Source organism: Microbacterium sp. NPDC089189 (assembly GCF_040685095.1).
In the GTDB taxonomy this organism is placed as follows: Bacteria; Actinomycetota; Actinomycetes; order Actinomycetales; family Microbacteriaceae; genus Microbacterium.
The window spans coordinates 1-17,120 of sequence record NZ_JBFBHG010000042.1 but is presented as its reverse complement, the minus strand read 5'-3'; the positions used below and the strand labels follow the sequence as shown (position 1 = coordinate 17,120).

The following is a 17,120-nucleotide window of genomic DNA, read 5'->3' as shown; positions in this document are numbered from 1 at the left end:
GCTTTGGCGCCGAGACCGTGGGTTAAACCCGCTGTCTCGGCGCCAAAGCGCTGTCTCGGCGGTCCGCGGGGTGGGCGGACCGGGAGGGGTTACTTCTTCTTGGCGCGGCGGTCGGCGCGGTTCTGGGGCGCCGGGGCGGGGGCCTCGGTGCGCTGGCCGAAGGCGCCGCGGGGAGCCTCGGCGACGGGCGCCGGGGCAGCGGCGGGCGCGGTCGCCTGGCGCGCGCGACCGGTGGCGGCCTTCTGCACCTGACCGCGGTCGTTGCGGACCTCGACGTCGCCGTCCTCGGTCGGAGCGCTGTACTCCAGGCGCTGCGCCTCGACGGTCGGCGTGACGAGCCCCTTCGCCTCGACCTCGGTGTGCTCGCCGTCGGGACGGCGCACCTCGACCTCGAGGTTGAAGAGGAACCCGACGGACTCCTCCTTGATCTGGCCCATCATCGTCTGGAACATCTCGTACCCCTCGCGCTGGTACTCGATGAGCGGATCGCGCTGCGCCATCGCGCGCAGGCCGATGCCGTCCTTGAGGTAGTCCATCTCGTAGAGGTGATCGCGCCAGCGGCGATCGAGCACCTGCAGCACGACGCGACGCTCGAGCTCGCGCATCGCCGGCTCACCGAGCTCCTCCTCGCGGCGGGAGTACGCGACGGCCGCGTCGCTCGTGAGCTCGCGCTTGAGGCCGGTCGGGGTCACCCGCCCCTTCTCCCCCGCCTCGGCGATGACCTCGTCGATCGTGACGCCCACGGGGTAGACGGTCTTCAGCTCGGTCCAGAGGGCGTCGAAGTCCCAGCTCTCGGTGTGGCCGCGACCGGTGTGGTCGTCGACGATCGCACCGACCGCATCTTCGATGAAGTGGCTCACACGCCCCGCGATGTCGTCGCCGTGGAGCATCTGACGACGGTCGGCGTAGATCGCCTCGCGCTGCCGGTTGAGCACGTCGTCGTACTTGAGGACGTTCTTGCGCATCTCGGCGTTGCGCGCCTCGACCTGCGACTGCGCGCTCTTGATGGCTCGCGACACCATGCCCGACTCGATGGCGACATCGTCGGGGAAGTTCGTGCGCGCCAGGATCGCCTCGGCGGCGCCGGACTGGAACAGACGCATGAGGTCGTCGGTCAGCGACAGGTAGAAGCGGCTCTCGCCGGGGTCTCCCTGACGTCCCGAACGACCGCGCAGCTGGTTGTCGATGCGGCGGGACTCGTGACGCTCGGTGCCGAGGACGTACAGGCCGCCGGCGTCGACGACCTTGGCCGCCTCCTCGGCGACGATGTCGCGCACGCCCTGGTACACGTCGTCCCAGGCCGCCTCGTACTCTTCGGGCGTCTCGACGGGGTCGAGCCCCTTCGCCTTCATCTCCTGCACCGCGAGGAACTCGGCGTTGCCGCCGAGCATGACGTCGGTGCCTCGACCGGCCATGTTGGTGGCGACCGTGACGGCGCCCAGGCGGCCGGCCCGCGCGACGATCTCGGCCTCGCGCGCGTGGTTCTTGGCGTTGAGAACCTCGTGCTTGATGCCCTTCTTGGCCAGCATGCGCGAGAGGTACTCGCTCTTCTCGACGCTGACGGTTCCGACGAGGACGGGCTGCCCCTTCTCGTACCGCTCGGCGATGTCCTCGACGACCTGGACGAACTTCGCCTGCTCGTTCTTGTAGACGAGGTCCGCCTGGTCCTTGCGGATCATCGGCTTGTTGGTCGGGATGGGGACGACGCCGAGCTTGTAGGTCGCCATGAACTCGGCGGCCTCGGTCTCGGCGGTACCGGTCATGCCGGAGAGCTTGTCGTACAGACGGAAGTAGTTCTGGAGGGTGACCGTGGCGAGCGTCTGGTTCTCGGCCTTGACGGGCACGGCCTCCTTGGCCTCGATCGCCTGGTGGATGCCCTCGTTGTACCGGCGGCCCACGAGGATGCGGCCGGTGTGCTCGTCGACGATCATGACCTCGTCGTTCATGACGACGTAGTCGGTGTCGCGCTTGAAGAGCGCGAGCGCCTTGATCGAGTTGTTGAGGAACGAGATCAGCGGCGTGTTGGCCGACTCGTACAGGTTGTCGATGCCGAGGTAGTCCTCGACCTTCTCGATGCCGGGCTCCAGGACGCCGATCGTGCGCTTCTTCTCATCGACCTCGTAGTCGACGCCGGGCTCGAGGGTCTTCGCGATCTTCGCGAACTCGGCGAACCAGCGGTTGGCCTCGCCCGAGGACGGCCCGGAGATGATGAGCGGGGTGCGCGCCTCGTCGATGAGGATCGAGTCGACCTCGTCGACCACGGCGAAGAAGTGACCGCGCTGCACGAGGTCCTCCTTGCGCCAGGCCATGTTGTCGCGCAGGTAGTCGAAGCCGAACTCGTTGTTCGTACCGTATGTGATGTCGGCCTCGTACTGCTCGCGGCGGACGGCGGGGGTCTGCCCGGAGACGACGGTGCCGGTGGTCATGCCGAGCGCGCGATAGACACGACCCATGAGCTCGGCCTGGTAGCTCGCGAGGAAGTCGTTGACCGTGATGACGTGGACGCCCTCGCCCGCGATGGCGTTGAGGTAAGCGGCGAACGTCGCCGTCAGGGTCTTGCCCTCACCGGTCTTCATCTCGGCGATGTTGCCGAGGTGGAGGGCCGCGCCGCCCATGATCTGCACGTCGTAGGGGCGCTGGCCCAGCGTGCGCTTGGCCGCCTCGCGGATGGCGGCGAACGCCTCGGGCATGAGCTGGTCGAGCGTCTCGCCGGCCTGGTACCGCGCGCGCAGCTCGGCGGTCTCGCCGCGCAGCTCCTCGTCGCTCAGGTGCGTGTACTCGTCCTCGAGGGCGCCCACGGCCTTGACGACCTGCTGCAGACGGCGCAGGAGCCGGCCTTCACCGGCGCGGAGCAGTTTCTCGAGAGGGTTGGCCACGGGGGATCTCCATCCATCGGGTGGGCGCGGGAACGCCGCCTCATGCCCGGCGACCGGGCACACGGTCCCCATGTTATCGGCCCGTGACCTTCGAGAGGACTGGATGCGGCGCGCCGTCGCCGCCGCACACGCTCTTCCGGGTATGCATATACGCGGAAACCCTGCCCCGTGGAAGGACTCTTGGATGTCGGTACGTCACAGCCTGCTCGCGATCCTGACCTCCGGCGCCTGCTACGGCTATCAGCTGCGCGCCGAGCTGGAACGTCGTACCGGAGGCGCGTGGACGGTCAACGTCGGGCAGATCTACAACACCCTCGAACGTCTCGAGCGGGACGGCCTCGTGGCCAAAGGCGACGTGGACGCGCAGGGACACGTCTACTACGCGGTCACGGATGCCGGACGCGCGACGGCGGACGCCTGGCTGCGCCTGCCGGTCGCCCGCCCCGCGGCGACCCGTGACGAGCTGACCGTGAAACTCGCGATGGCCGCCACACTGCCGGGGCCCGACGCCGCCGCCACGGTCGCCGCCGAGCAGGAGGCGGCCCGACTGCGCCTCGATGCGCTCGAAGCGATCGACACGAGCGACGCCCTCACGCCCGAGGACCTCACCGCCGCGATCTCGCACGACGCGACCCTCGAACACGCCCGCGCCGAGGTCGTGTGGCTCGATCGCACCGCCGAGCGCATCGCACGGATGGCGGCGGCCGACCGCATCCTCCCGCTCTCCGCCGCCCGCCCGAAGCGCGGACGCCCCCGCGTGGCCTGAGAGCCTCACACGCCGCCGCCGCAGGGGCGCGCTTAGGATCGATCCATGGCCGGTTTCTGGGGTAAACGCAAGCGCGAAGAGCAGGCAGAGCTGGACGCGCAGGACGCGGATCTCGCCCGGCGCGCCCAGCAGGCCCTCGTCGCCGCCGACGAACGCATCCGCGCCACGCGCGAGGAGCTCGCATTCGCCGAAGCCGAGCTCGGCGCGACGTCCACGCGCGAGCTGACCGAGGCGCTGACGGCGGTGCGCACCCACCTCGGCGAGGCGTTCCAGCTGCACCAGCTGAACCACGACGAGATCCCCGACACCCCGGAGGAGCTGCGCACACGCAACGCCCGCATCGTGCAGCTGTGCGAGTGGGCGGAGGACCTCCTGGAGGATCGCTCGACCTCGCTCGCCGAGGACATCGCGCGGGTGCGCCGCGCGCCGGAGGTGCTCGCACGAGTCCGTGCCGACGCGGAACGCCTGCGCGAACGCATCCCGAACGCGGCCGAGGTGGTGGAGCGGATGCGCGGACGGTACGCCGCCTCCGCCCTGCGGCAGATCGAGAACGCCCCCGCCGAGGTGGCCCAGGTGCTCTCGTTCGCCGCACACAGCGCCGACGTCTCGGAGCGTCGCCGCGATGCCGGCCGCGCCGAGGAGGCGAACCTTGCGCTCGAGGCCGCCACCGAGGCCGTCCGGCGGGCCGAGTCGTTGCTCGACAGCGCCGAGGACTTCGAGATCGAGGCGCTCCGTGCCGAGTCGACGCTCGCCGAAGTGGTGGCCGACTCGCGCGACGACATCGTCCGCGCCCGCGACGTGCCGGCGACGCCCGAGATCCGCGCGGGCGTGCTGGAGCTCGAACGCGCCCTCGCGGCCCTCCCCCCGGCCGGCGAACTCGCCGACCCGTTCGACGACCTCTCGCGCCTGCGCGAAGCGAACGACGCGCTCGACGCCGCCATCGCGAAGGCCCGCAAGCGCGCCGAGCGGCCGCTCCCGAGCCCCGGCCAGGTGCGCCACGCGATCGACGACGCGGACCGGCAGATCGCGGTCGCGCGGAGCTTGATCTCGGGCCACAGCGGGTGGATCGGCGCGGATGCGCGCACCCGGCTGGCGGAGGCCGAGCGCGCCCGCGGCGACATCGAACGCCTGCCCGACGAGGAGGACTCGCTCGAGAGCGGCCTGCACCTCGCGCGCAGGTCCGGACAGCTCGCGAGCGAGGCGCTGCACCTCGCGCAGCGCGACATCGACTCCTCGCGCCCGCGCGATGACGAGTGGGGCGGCGGATGGGGCGGCGGCCGCGGTGGCCGTGGCGGTCGCGGCGGGATGGGCGACGCCATGGGCGGCATCCTCGGCGGGCTCGTGATCGGCGGACTGCTGGGCGACATGTTCGACTGAGCACCGCCCGCGACGCACGACAGACGAACCCGCGACGCACGACAGACGAAGGAGGCCGCATCCGGATCGGGATGCGGCCTCCTCATCGTTCGGGGTCGGGTGCTACGAGACCAGCGCGGCGGGCTGCGCCTGCGTGGCGAGCGCGATCACGCCGTAGTCCCAGCCCTTGCGGCGGTAGACGACGCTCGGCTGGTCGGTGCGCGCGTCGATGAAGAGGAAGAAGTCGTGGCCGACCAGCTCCATCCGGTCGACGGCGTCCTCGGTCGTCATCCATTCGGCGTCGAACTGCTTCGAGCGGATGACGACGGGCGTGTAGTCGGCCTCGTCCTCGGGACCGGTGAGAACAGGCACGGCGCCGGTGGCGACCGCCTGCAGCACCTCGACCGAGGCGGGCTCGACGTCGAGGCCGGCGATCTCGCCGGTGCCCTTCTCGAAGTGCGCGCCGCGCGGGTGGTTCCGCGCGTCGACGCGCTTGTCCTTGGCCCGGCGGATCTGTTCGCACAGCTTGTCGACCGCGAGATCGAGGGCCGTGAACTTGTCGGTGTCGACGGCCTCAGCGCGCACCAGGGGGCCCTTGCCCGTGAGCGTGAGCTCGACCGTCGAATCTTCTCGGCGCCCGTTGTGATAGGCCCGATGCGTGACCTTGACGTCGAGGCTCTGTGCGCGAGGTGCGATGTTCTCGATGCGAGTCGACTTCTCATCGACGACCGTGCGGAATCGATCCGTGATGCCCACTCCGACACCAACGATGTTGCTTTCCACTGTGACCTCCTTGTTCGGGTCCACCCTCACAAGGGCGGACCTTCGTCGCCTTGTCATCTCCACGCTAGCCCTCCTTCACCGAGGTGTCACGTTCGATTACCCCGCGGCGTGGCGGCGACCGTCAGGGCTGCCACGACCTCCGCTCCGGCGGCGGTGAGCGCCCGCGCGGCCTCGTCGAGCGTCGCCCCCGTCGTCACGACATCGTCGACGATGACGACGCGCCGCCCGGCGACGATCGTGCGGCCGCGCATGCTCAGCGCGACGTTCGCCGCCCGCTCCTCGCGCCCGAGCGCGCGCTGGTCGGCGATACGCCGCACCGCGTCGATCCCCCGCAGCGCCGGGAGGCCGGCCCGCGCCAGGAGCAGGTCGGGCACGCGGTAGCCGCGCCGCCGGAACGCGGCGGCGGAGGTGGGAACGGGGACGAAGACCGCATCGCGCCCCTGTGTCGCGGCGCACGCGGCGAGCGCCGCACCGAGCGGGCGCGCGAGCGCGGTGCGCCCACCCTCCTTGAGCTCGCGGAGCGCAGCGGCCACGTGGGTCTCGAAGGAGAACGCCGCGCACACCCGGAGCCCCGAGGGCGATCGCCGCTGGAGCACCGCCGGCGTGGACAACAGCCGGCGGCAGTCGTCGCACAGCGCCGTGTCGGGCGTTCCGCACCCGGCGCAGTCGACGGGCACCAGGAGCGCGAGCGCCTCGGCCGACGCGCGACGCCACCACGAGAGCGGATCCGGACTCATCCGCCGATATTCGCGCCGCCGGAGCCGGTCGTGTCGCGCCCCGCCCCGGAGTGGGGGCGACCCGCCGCGGCGCCCGGGATGGGGAGGAGCTACGGCGCGGCGCCCTGCTGCACCGCGAGCACGTCGATGCCGGCTCCCGTCTGCACCCAGTTCGCCTGGCGACGAACGAAGAGCGCGCCGTTGCCGTCGAGCACGCGGACGGCGCTGGGGAGGTTGACTCCCGCCAGCGACACCGCGCCCACCGGGGCCTCCCAGGCCACCGTGTCGCCGCCCACGGGCTGCTGCACGTACTGCACGGCGTCGGCGGGACCGGCGAGGACACCGATCGTCGCCGCGTCCACCCATGCGACATCCCGCCCCTCGCCACTGAGCGGCGACAACGCGACCGCCTCGCCGAGGCCCGTCGGCACGCCGTCGGAGTCCCGGATGACGCCGGCGACCACGACGGTGGGCGCGCCGCCGAGGGTGATGATCGCGGCCATCCGCGTGCCGTCGCGCGAGATCTGCATGGCCGAGATGCTGCTCGCCCCCCAGCTCGCGGGCAGGGCCAGTGCGGTGCCGTTGCCGAGCGTCGCGCGCACCGCGTCCGGGTCCGCGCTCGGCACCGTCCACACCACCTCGAACGGATCGATGGTCGGGTCGATGAGACCCGCGCGATCATCGACGACGGTCGTCGCGTCGGCGGTGACGCGCGCCGCGCTGCCGTCGGGCAGGAGCACCGCGGCGGAGGTCTTGTCGGGCGCGGTCTGGATCGCCGTCGGCTCGGCGTCGACGATGGCCTCCGAGAGGCCGGGGATCGCGGTGATCTGGTTCGAGAGCAGGAACCCGAAGCCGTCGGCGTCGAGCACGAGGGCGCGGGCGTCGACGTTCGTGTCGCGCGTGGCGACCTTCGACGCGCCCACTCGGCCGCCGTCGACCAGCATGTCCACTCCCCCGATCTGCGCGGTGCCGAGGCTCGCCGACAGCTGGGTCTGCATGCGGTCGAGTGTGACCTGGTCGAGGGAGAGCACCTGTTCGCTCAGCTCGGCCTGCGCCACCCCGTTCGGGGCGGGCACCGAGGGGACGAGGGTGACGTTGTCGGGGAACGACGAGACGACCGCGTCGGCGAGCCATTCGGAGGGCTCGCCGTTGACGAGCGCCGACGCGATCCGCGTCACGGCGTTCGCTCGGGGGAACCACCGTACGTCCGGCACGAGGAAATCCCAGGTGGGGTCGAAGTACATGAGCGCGTACGAACGGAAGACGTTGCCGGTGTTGAAGAGATCCTCATCCATGAGGATGCCGTCGGGCGCGCGCGTGATGCGCCATTCGCCGTTGCCCTGCTGGGCGAGCGTGTACGACAGCGGCGCCGACGCTCCGCCGTCGGAGCGGGTGTAGGTGCCGCCCTCGTCGACGGTCGCCGCCGGCGTGATCTGCAGCGACACCGCCCCCTCCGCCGGCTCGGCGTACTCCCGATCGGCCAGGACGTCGACGAGCACTCCCGCCTCGGGGTTCCAGGTCTCGCGGTACCCCGCCGAGAGGAAGAGCCGGGCGATCTGCCAGTTGTCCTGCGGGCCGGATGCCGCACGCACGAACCCTTCGACGATCTGCTGCGGGGTCGCCCCCGGCTGGGGGGCGTCGGGACGGTACGACACGTCGGGGTCGGTGGCCTCGGTGGTCGCACCCGGACCGGGCTGGACGGGCCCCGTCGTGGGAAGCCCCGCGCAGGCCGTGAGCGCGAGCATGCTCGCGCAGAGCAGCGCCATCCACATCCGTCTCATGAGCGGCCCTCCCGCTCCAGCGCGTTCAGCCCGGAGACGTCGATCGGCTGGGTGATGCCGAGGTCGTCGAGCGCCTCGTCGCCCGGGGCGAGCGGGATCGGCGACTCGACGGGCTCGGTGACGCTGCGCCGCGGCAGCGTGAGCACGAAGTTCGTGCCCCGCCCGGGCGAGGACCAGACGGCCAGGGTGCCACCGTGCAGGCGCGCGTCGCCGAGCGCGATCGAGAGTCCGAGCCCGGTCCCGCCGATCGTGCGCTTGCGCGAGGGGTCAGCCCGCCAGAACCGGTCGAACACCCGCTCCTGCTCCTCCGGATGCATGCCCATCCCGTAGTCGCGCACCCCGAGGGCCACCGCATCCTGATCCGAGTCGACCGTGACGACGATCGGCCGGCCCTCGCCGTGCTCGATCGCGTTGCCCAGCAGGTTCCGCACCACCCGGCGGACCCGCCGCGGGTCCATGTCGACGGGCGAGTACCCTCCCGGGGCCACGAGGCGCACATCCGTGCCGTGCTGCTCGGCGAGCTGCTGCATCTGGGCGATGACATCCTCCGCCAGGTGGGCGAGGCTCGTGGGCTCCTGCTCCAGCTGCACCGATCCGGCGTCGTAGCGGCTGATCTCGAGCAGGTCGCCGAGCAGCAGCTCGAAGCGCTGCACCTGTGCGTGCAGGAGCTCGGCCGCCCGCCCGCTCACGGGGTCGAAGCTCGCGCGGTGGTCGTTGAGCACGTCGGCGGCGAGCCGGATCGTCGTCAGCGGGGTGCGCAGTTCGTGCGAGACGTCGGACACGAACCGCTGCTGCACCAGCGAGAGCTCGGCGAGCTCCTTGATCTGCGCCTGGATGCTGTCGGCCATCGCATTGAAGGAGCGTCCGAGCGTGGCGATCTCGTCCTCGCCGTGCACGTCGAGCCGCACGTCGAGCCGTCCGGCCGCGAGCTGCGCGGACGTCTCGGCCGCCTCCCCGATAGGCACCGTCACGGAGCGGAGCACGACCCACGAGATGCCCGCGATGATGGCGATCAGCGCGAGCCCGACCACCCACAGGGTGCCCTGGACGAAACCGAGCGTCTGATCCGCCGCCCCCAGGTCGTAGCCGATGTAGAGCTCGTACGCGCCGACGCCGGGCACGCTGAGCTGCTGCCCGACCACGATGCCGGGCACCATCCGCCCCGCCTCGTCGGCGAGCGAGACGGACTGCCACCACTGCAACGACGCGTCGGTGCGCACCTTCGCCCGCAACGAGTCGGAGATCTGCTCGTCCCAGCTCCCGCCGAGCACGAAGTCCTGCGGCGCGTTCGGCGAGGGCACCTGGTCGACGCGGAAGACGGCGACGCGGTCGGAGTCGGACTGCCGTCCGAGCGTCGCGCTCACGCTGTCCATGACGTTGCGCACCTGGGAGGCATCGCCCTGCAGCGCCGAGTCCAGCGTCTCCTGAGCGGCGGTCGTGGCACGCCGGGCGTCGCCGAGCACCTGGTCGCGACGCGACTGGAACAGGTCGTTCTGGATGGCCAGCGCCATCCAGACGCAGGCGACCAGGATCGCGAGGGTCGACAGCGCGATCGTGAGCACGAGGGTGCGGAAGCGCAGCGAACGCCGCCACAGGCCCGCCACCTGCTCCGGCCAGGTGCGCCACGCCCGCAGCTGACGCATCACCCGTGCCCGGCGGGTGAGCGCGACCGAGCCGGCCGGCATCTTCTAGACCACGGCGCCCGCGCGGTACCCCACGCCGCGCACCGTCGTGACGATCTTCGGGTTGTCCGGGTCGAGCTCGACCTTGGCGCGCAGACGCTGCACGTGCACGTTCACGAGGCGCGTATCGGCCTTGTAGTGGTAGCCCCAGACCTGTTCGAGCAGCATCTCGCGCGAGAAGACCTGCTGCGGCTTGGATGCCAGCGCCACCAGCAGCTCGAACTCGAGCGGCGTGAGCGCGATCCCCGCGCCGGCGCGGCGCACCTCGTGCGCGGCGACGTCGACCGTGAGATCGCCGATGCGCAGGGTCTCGCTCGCCTCCACCGCCGCCGGCCGCAGCCGGGTGCGGATGCGGGCGACGAGCTCCTTCGGGTTGAAGGGCTTGACGATGTAGTCGTCCGCGCCCGACTCCAGACCGGCCACGAGGTCGGCCGTGTCGGTGCGGGCGGTGAGCATGATGATCGGGACGCCCGACTCGGCACGCAGCTGCGTGCAGATCTCGATGCCGTCCATGCCCGGAAGCATCAGGTCGAGCAGCACGAGGTCGGGACGCACCGTCCGGAAGGCCTCGACCGCCTGCGCACCGTCGGCGCAGAAGGCGGTCTCGAAGCCCTCGGTGTCCAGCACGATGCCGATCATCTCGGCCAGCGCCGTGTCATCGTCGACCACGAGAATGCGTGAAGTCATAGAAACGCGTTTCGTCCTTTGCGTCGACACGGCGACGGCCGGGTACCGCCGATGCCCCCGTGCGCACATTCAGCGTAGACCACACCCGCGCCCGGGCGGCGGAAGGGGTGCGCCGCGTCGCGCGGCGCACCCCTTCCGGTGTGAGTGTCAGGCGACGCGCGACTCCGTCTCATCGTCATCGCCGTCGTCGGCGCCCGCGACGTGGACGTCCTTGACGTCGACGTTGACCTCGACCACCTCGAGACCCACGAGGCGGCTGATCGCCGCGGCGACCGCGGAGCGGACGTTGGCTGCGACCTCGTGGATCGGCGCCGGGTACTCGACGACGATCGTCAGGTCCGCCGCTGCCTGGGTCTCGCCGACCTCGACCGAGACGCCCTGCGTGAGATCCGTCGCGTTCACGGCGTCGCGGATGACGCCCAGCGCCCGCGCACCGCCGCCGCCGAGCGCGTAGACGCCCGGCACCTCGCGCGCGGCGATGCCCGCGACCTTCGCGACCACGCCGTCGGAGATCGTGGTCGTCCCGACGGCCGCGTCACCGGCGGACTCGCCCGTGGACGGCACGACGCCGGCGCGATCGACGCGCCCCGCGGGCGTCACGGCGGGGGTCAGGGGGTGCACCGTCTCGGCGACCGTGGCGGGAGTGGGGGTCGTGGTGGGGGTGTCCTCGGCCATGGGAAGTCCTCTTTCTCCGGTCTGGGCCGTCGCGCCCTCGTGGGAGGCGACGCGAGCGCGTTCTGCGCTTCTACGGATAAGAGGTACGCGGGCGCGGATTCGTCACGAATTCGTTCCGTCGCCCGCCCGCTCGCGCGGTGCGCACGCTCTCGGCGCCCCGTCCACATGCGGGAGATCGCGCGCGAAGGGTGTGCCACGATAGGGACCGTGACGACCGCGAGGAGATCATCGTGACCGCCTACCCGAGTTGGACCCCGGCACCGCGCGCCGGCATCGTCCCGCTTCATCCGCTGTCGTTCGGCACGATCCTCGGTCGGTCGTTCACCGCACTGCGGCAGAACCCGCGCGTGCTGCTCGGCTTCGCCCTGGGCATGCAGATGCTCGTGTACGTCGTGATGATCGCCGTCGTGGGCGGTGTCACCTTCGCCACGTTCTCCCGCCTGGCGACGGTGTCGCCCAACAGCCCCGATTTCGAGGCGATCTTCGCCGGCTCGATCGCCATCACCGTCGTCACCGGTGTCGTGCTGGGCATCGCGGGCACGGCACTGACGGTCATCGTGCAGGCCGTCGTCGTGGCCGACGTCGCCCACGGGGTCGTGGCCGAGAAGCTCACGGTCGGTGCCCTCTGGCGACGCGTGCGCCCCGCCTTCTGGCGACTGATCGGCTACACCTTCCTGTCGGTCGGCGTCATCCTCCTCGCCGTGGCCCTCGTCGTCGGCGCCGTCATCGGCATCAGCTTCGCGGCGCTGCCGGTCGGCATCGTGCTCGGCATCCTGTGCGTCTTCGCGGCGATCCCGCTGGCCCTGTGGGTGACCACGAAACTGCTGCTGGTCACCCCCATCCTCGTGCTCGAGCGCAGCGGCATCTTCGCCGCCATCGCACGATCGTGGCGACTGACGCGCGGCCGCTTCTGGCCGGCGCTGGGCGTGTGGATCCTGGTGCAGATCACCTTCTCCGCCGTGGCGCAGCTGGTCAGTATCCCGTTCTCGCTGCTGGGATCGATCCTCTCGTCGACCATCGCGCCGACGGGGGCGTCGGATCCCACCTCGATCATCGCCTTCATCGTCACGACCCTGATCACGCAGATCGTGACGCTGCTGATCCAGTCGGTCGCCCTGGTCGTGTTCTCCAGCGCGGCGACCCTGGTCTACGTGGACTGCCGCATGCGCCGCGAGGGCCTCGATCTGGATCTGCAGTCGTACGTCGACCAGCGCCACGCGGGCGCCGGTCCCGCGGACCCCTACTCCTGGCACATCGGCCGCGATGTCGCGCCGCGTCCGCAGTGGGCCGCTCCGGTGCCGCCCGCCTGGCCGGCGCCCGCCGGCACGTGGCCTGCCGCGGGAAGCCCCGCACCGTACGGCACCGCATCGACGCCGGAAGCGCCGATCCCGCCGACCGATGCGCCGGCGCCGTCCGGGCAGACGTCAGACGCCCCCGCGACGGGCACCGAGCCCGTCCCACCCGTCGCTCCGGCTCCCGACGACGTCCCCCGCTCCGCCACCGACTGGGCGGCGCCCGGGGCCCCGTCCGACGGTCGGTGAACGTCGTCGCGCTCGCTGCTCCCCTCATCCCGGACGGGGAGGAGGGGCGACGGTGGGCCGAGCAGGAACTGTCGGACACCGCCTATCGCACGGCGGAGCCCACCCCGATCGATCGCGTCGCCCAGGCCATCGGCGACGCGATCGGATCGCTGTTCTCCGGCGGTGCGCCGGGCGGCCTGGGCGCCGTCTTCGCGGTCGTGGCGGCCGTCGTGCTCGTGGCGATCGTCGTGCTCGCGCTCCTCGTGTGGGGGCGACCGCGCACGCGCGCCCGCAGCCGCGCCGCGCGCACCGCGACGCTGTTCGGCGAGGAGACCGCGCGCAGCGCCCGCCAGCTCCGCGACGACGCGGAGCGGCAGGCACGGGCCGGCGCGTGGGACGAGGCGATCGCCACGGCCGTGCGCGCGCTCGCCCGTGACCTCGACGAGCGGGGACTCGTCGAGACGGCCCCCGGAGCCACCGTGCACGCCTTCGCACGGCAGGCAGGACGCGTCTTCCCCGACGAGGCCGCAGCGCTCCACTCCTGCGCCTCCGACTTCGATGATGTGCGATATCTGCGCCGCCCCGGCACCCCCGAGGCCTACGAACGGGTCCGCGCGGTGGACGGGCGGCTTCGCGCCGAGCGGGCGGGGGTCGCATGAGCACGCTCGCCCCGGCACCCCCCTCGCGCCTGCGCCGCGTCATCGGATGGGGCATGCTCGTGGCGGTCCTCATCGGCGCGGGCATCGTCGGCGCCACCGTGTCGGGAGCGGTGCAGTGGACCGAACGCGACCGCTTCGACCCCGACTCGGCAGGTCCCGGCGGCACGCGTGCGCTCGCACGCATCCTCGAACAGCAGGGCGTCGACGTCGAGATCGTGCGCAGCCTGGACGCGGCGCGGCAGGCCGTCACCGGGTCCGCATCCACTCTGCTGCTCCCGGACTCCCCCTTCGTCTCCGACGCCGCCTTCGAGCACCTGGCCGACGCCGCCGACGACGTGGTGGTCGCCGACGTCCGCTCCCGCGGCCTCCGCGTCCTCTTCAACGGCACGGTCGCGGGATTCGGGCCGACCGAACCGGTCCCGCCCGCGTGCGACCTGGAGGCGGCCGAGCGCGCCGGCGCGATCGTGGTCGGTGCGGCCCTCGACGCGCCGGAGGCGTCCGGGTGCTACGCCGTCGACGGCGGCTACGGGCTGCTCTGGTCGGAGGAGAACGGACACCGGCGCTCCGCGATCGATGCGACCGCCCTCTTCACCAACGACGCGCTCGCCCAGAACGGGAACGCGGCGCTCGCGATCTCTCTCCTCGGGCGCCACGACAGGGTCGTCTGGTTCGTGCCGACACTCGCCGACGCCGACGCCGAGGGCGCTGCGCCCGCGACGCTGGGCGAGCTGACGCCCGACTGGGTGAGCCCCGCCGTGGTGCTGCTCGCCGTCGTGGCGATCGGCGCCGCGCTCTGGCGCGGACGTCGGTTCGGGCCGCTCGTCTTCGAGCGCCTCCCGGTGACGGTGCGCGGCGGCGAGACCACCCGCGGCCGCGCCCGGCTGTACGCGCGGGGCCGCGACACCGAACACGCCGCGGAGCGACTTCGCGACGCGTCGCTGCGACGGCTCGCCCGCGCGCTCGGGCTCGGCGGCGGCGTCGACGCGCAGACGGTGGCCGATGCCGTGGCCACCGCGACCGGCGACTCCCGCGAGAGCGTCCACGCCGCGCTCGTCTCGGCGCCCGTCCCCACCGACCGTGCACTCGTCGACCTCTCCTCCCGCCTTCACGCCCTCGAGGCCGCCACCGGCGCGGCGCTCCGCCCCCGAAAGGACCAGCGATGACCGATCCCCACGCGAGCGATGAGGACCTCCGCCGCGCCATGCACGGCGTCCGAGCCGAGATCGGCAAGGCGGTGGTCGGCCAGGACGGCGCCGTCACCGGACTGCTGGTCGCCCTGCTCGCCGGCGGACACGTGCTGCTCGAGGGCGTCCCGGGGGTGGCGAAGACCCTCCTGGTGCGCTCGTTCAGCCGCGCGCTGGGCCTCGACACCCGACGCGTGCAGTTCACCCCGGACCTCATGCCGGGCGACGTGACGGGTTCGCTCGTCTACGACGCCCGCAGCGGCGAGTTCGACTTCCGTGAGGGGCCGGTGTTCACGAACATCCTGCTCGCCGACGAAATCAACCGCACGCCCCCCAAGACGCAGTCGGCGCTGCTGGAGGCGATGGAGGAGCGCCAGGTCTCGGCGGACGGCGTCACCCGGGCGCTGCCGCATCCGTTCCTCGTCACCGCCACGCAGAACCCGATCGAGCACGAGGGCACCTACGAGCTGCCGGAGGCGCAGCTCGACCGGTTCCTGCTCAAGCTCCTGATCGAGGTGCCGGGCCGCGAGGCCGAGATCGACGTGCTGCGCCGTCACGCTGACGGCTTCGACCCGCGGCGACTCGAGGCCGTCAGCGCGGTCGTCGACGCCGACGTCATCGCGGCGGCGCAGCGGGCCGCCACATCCGTCGCCGTCTCGGACGAGCTGATCGGCTACGTCGTCGACCTCGCCCGCGCGACGCGCGAGTCGCCGTCGCTCCAGCTGGGAGCGAGCCCCCGCGCGTCGACGGCTCTCCTTGCCAGCGCCAAGGCGTGGGCGTGGCTCGGCGGCTATCCGGCGATCACCCCCGACCACGTGCAGACCATGCTCACCCCGACCTGGCGCCACCGCCTGCGCCTGCGCCCCGAGGCCGAGTTCGAGGGCGTGAGCGTCGACGCCGTCATCTCCGCCGTCCTGCAGCAGACCCGCGTTCCGCTCTGACGTGTTCGTCACCGGCCGGCTCCCCCTCCTCCTGCTCCTCGGGCTCGTGCCCGTGGTGCTCTTCGACGTCGCCGGAATCGATCCGTGGCTGACCGCCGTCGGGTGGGTGCTGCTGTGCGCCGCGGTCGTGGCGGCCGACGTGATCACCGCCGCCGATCCCCGACGCGTCGAGGTGTCGCGGCGGCTGCCCGCCCGCGCCCGCCGCGACGAGGCCGTCGACACCGAGGTCACGCTGCGCAACGCCGGCTCGCGGCGGCTCCGCGGATGGATGAGGGATGCCTGGCAGCCGACGGCCGGTGCCTCCGCGGAGCGCCAGCGCCTCGACATCCCCGCGGGTGAGGCACGCCGCGTCCCCGTGGCGCTCCTCCCCCGCCGCCGCGGCGAGCTGGTGAGCGGGTTCGTCGCGGTGCGGGCGCTCGGTCCGCTCGGCATCGCCGGACGCCAGGGGGTGCGTCAGGCCCGGGGCGCGATCCGGGTGCTGCCGCCGTTCTCCTCCCGCCGCCATCTGCCGTCCCGTCTGGCGCGGCTGCGCGAGCTCGACGGATCGACGAGCGTGCAGGTACGCGGGCGCGGCACCGAGTTCGACAGCCTGCGCGAGTACGTGCGCGGGGATGACGTGCGTTCGATCGACTGGCGGGCCACGGCGCGCCACGGGTCGACGATGCTGCGCACCTGGCGACCCGAGCGCGACCGCCACATCGTGGTGGTCGTCGACACCGGGCGGACCTCCGCCACGCGGGTGGGCGACGGCGTCCGCCTCGACGCCACGATGGAGGCGACGCTGCTGCTCGCCGCCCTGGCCGCGCGCGCCGGCGACCACCTGCACCTGGTCATGATGGACCGCGCGGTACGGGCGCGGGTGAGCGGCGTCGACGGCGCGGCCCTCGTGCCCGCCCTCGTCGACGCGATGGCCCCGGTCGAGCCGCAGCTCATCGACACCGACTGGTCGGGCATCGTCGCGCTCGTGCAGCGGCTGAGCGTGAGGCCCGCCCTGGTCGTTCTCCTGACCGCCCAGGACGACCCCGACGCATCCCGCGCGTTCCTCGCCGCCCTGCCCACCCTCGCCGCACGTTCGCGGGTGCTGGTGGCGACGGCATCCGACGCCGGCCCCGACGTCGTGACGGGCGCGGCGGTCGACGCCGAGGAGGCGTACCTGGCCGCTGCCGAGGAGCGCTCCCGTGCCGACGCCGAACGAGTGGCGGCGGGCATCGCACGCGCCGGTGCCGTGGCGCTCTCGGCCGACGCCGAGTCCCTCCCCCCGCAAGTCGCCGACCACTACCTCGCCCTGAAGCTCCGCGGCCTCCTCTGACCCGGCACGCGCGCTCCGCGCGCGCAGTGGGTGCTCCCTCTAGGGTGCGTGCGGCCTCGTGCATGTGCCTTCCCCTGATGCCGAGCGCATATCCCGTCGTCGAGCGCACATCGCGGACCCAGTGGGCGGGACGACGGGGTGTGGGCGCGGCGGGGTAGGCGGACGGCCCGGGGGGGGAGGGCCCC

The 17,120-nt window shown here is 72.4% G+C and carries 14 protein-coding genes; 7 read left to right on the top strand and 7 right to left on the bottom strand.

Going from position 1 to position 17,120, the window contains the following annotated elements:
• Positions 1-89 precede the first annotated feature (89 nt).
• Positions 90-2,876: a preprotein translocase subunit SecA gene (gene secA, locus AB0N73_RS15845; protein WP_363565236.1), complete on the bottom strand. Its 2,787-nt coding sequence runs from the start codon at positions 2,874-2,876 to the stop codon at positions 90-92.
• Between the two features lie 184 nt (positions 2,877-3,060).
• On the opposite strand from secA, the gene AB0N73_RS15840 reads away from it, so the two are divergent.
• Both AB0N73_RS15840 and AB0N73_RS15835 read left to right on the top strand, forming a co-directional pair.
• A complete protein-coding gene (locus AB0N73_RS15840; RefSeq protein ID WP_363565234.1) occupies positions 3,061-3,642 on the top strand; it encodes a PadR family transcriptional regulator in 582 nt (193 codons plus the stop codon).
• A 45-nt stretch (positions 3,643-3,687) separates the two neighbouring features.
• Entirely contained in the window at positions 3,688-5,019 is a 1,332-nt protein-coding gene (locus tag AB0N73_RS15835; protein ID WP_363565232.1) for a hypothetical protein, read from the top strand.
• 102 nt (positions 5,020-5,121) lie between these two features.
• Here the strand turns inward: AB0N73_RS15835 and raiA are convergent, their stop codons facing one another.
• The 6 genes from raiA to AB0N73_RS15805 all read right to left on the bottom strand — a co-directional run bounded on the left by raiA (position 5,122) and on the right by AB0N73_RS15805 (position 11,322).
• Positions 5,122-5,781, bottom strand: a complete 660-nt coding sequence (gene raiA / locus AB0N73_RS15830; protein ID WP_363565230.1) for a ribosome-associated translation inhibitor RaiA — start codon at positions 5,779-5,781, stop codon at positions 5,122-5,124.
• A gap of 86 nt (positions 5,782-5,867) precedes the next feature.
• Complete coding sequence (locus tag AB0N73_RS15825) at positions 5,868-6,518, bottom strand: phosphoribosyltransferase family protein (protein ID WP_363565228.1); 651 nt, start codon at positions 6,516-6,518, stop codon at positions 5,868-5,870.
• 89 nt (positions 6,519-6,607) lie between these two features.
• The gene (locus tag AB0N73_RS15820; protein ID WP_363565226.1) at positions 6,608-8,278 is read right to left on the bottom strand and encodes an LpqB family beta-propeller domain-containing protein; all 1,671 of its coding nucleotides are present in this window, start codon (positions 8,276-8,278) and stop codon (positions 6,608-6,610) included.
• Positions 8,275-9,963 carry an MtrAB system histidine kinase MtrB gene (mtrB, locus tag AB0N73_RS15815; protein WP_363565224.1) on the bottom strand — a complete coding sequence of 563 codons (1,689 nt, stop codon included), beginning with the start codon at positions 9,961-9,963 and terminating at the stop codon, positions 8,275-8,277. The genes AB0N73_RS15820 and mtrB overlap by 4 nt, the downstream gene beginning before the upstream one ends.
• 3 nt (positions 9,964-9,966) lie before the next feature.
• Entirely contained in the window at positions 9,967-10,647 is a 681-nt protein-coding gene (mtrA, locus tag AB0N73_RS15810; protein ID WP_363565221.1) for an MtrAB system response regulator MtrA, read from the bottom strand.
• A gap of 147 nt (positions 10,648-10,794) precedes the next feature.
• A complete protein-coding gene (locus tag AB0N73_RS15805) occupies positions 10,795-11,322 on the bottom strand; it encodes an Asp23/Gls24 family envelope stress response protein (RefSeq protein WP_363565219.1) in 528 nt (175 codons plus the stop codon).
• A gap of 230 nt (positions 11,323-11,552) precedes the next feature.
• Between AB0N73_RS15805 and AB0N73_RS15800 the strand changes: the two genes are divergently transcribed.
• From AB0N73_RS15800 to AB0N73_RS15780, 5 genes are read left to right on the top strand one after another with little or no spacing between them, the layout of a single operon-like run.
• On the top strand, positions 11,553-12,863 hold the full coding sequence (locus tag AB0N73_RS15800; RefSeq protein ID WP_363565217.1) for a glycerophosphoryl diester phosphodiesterase membrane domain-containing protein: 1,311 nt from the start codon (positions 11,553-11,555) through the stop codon (positions 12,861-12,863).
• A complete protein-coding gene (locus AB0N73_RS15795; protein ID WP_363565215.1) occupies positions 12,860-13,501 on the top strand; it encodes a DUF4129 domain-containing protein in 642 nt (213 codons plus the stop codon). Before AB0N73_RS15800 ends, AB0N73_RS15795 begins: the two co-directional genes overlap by 4 nt.
• A complete protein-coding gene (locus tag AB0N73_RS15790) occupies positions 13,498-14,664 on the top strand; it encodes a DUF4350 domain-containing protein (RefSeq protein ID WP_363565213.1) in 1,167 nt (388 codons plus the stop codon). The genes AB0N73_RS15795 and AB0N73_RS15790 overlap by 4 nt, the downstream gene beginning before the upstream one ends.
• Positions 14,661-15,626: a MoxR family ATPase gene (locus AB0N73_RS15785; RefSeq protein ID WP_363565211.1), complete on the top strand. Its 966-nt coding sequence runs from the start codon at positions 14,661-14,663 to the stop codon at positions 15,624-15,626. The genes AB0N73_RS15790 and AB0N73_RS15785 overlap by 4 nt, the downstream gene beginning before the upstream one ends.
• Before the next feature lies 1 nt (position 15,627).
• On the top strand, positions 15,628-16,935 hold the full coding sequence (locus tag AB0N73_RS15780; protein ID WP_363565209.1) for a DUF58 domain-containing protein: 1,308 nt from the start codon (positions 15,628-15,630) through the stop codon (positions 16,933-16,935).
• Positions 16,936-17,120 lie beyond the last annotated feature (185 nt).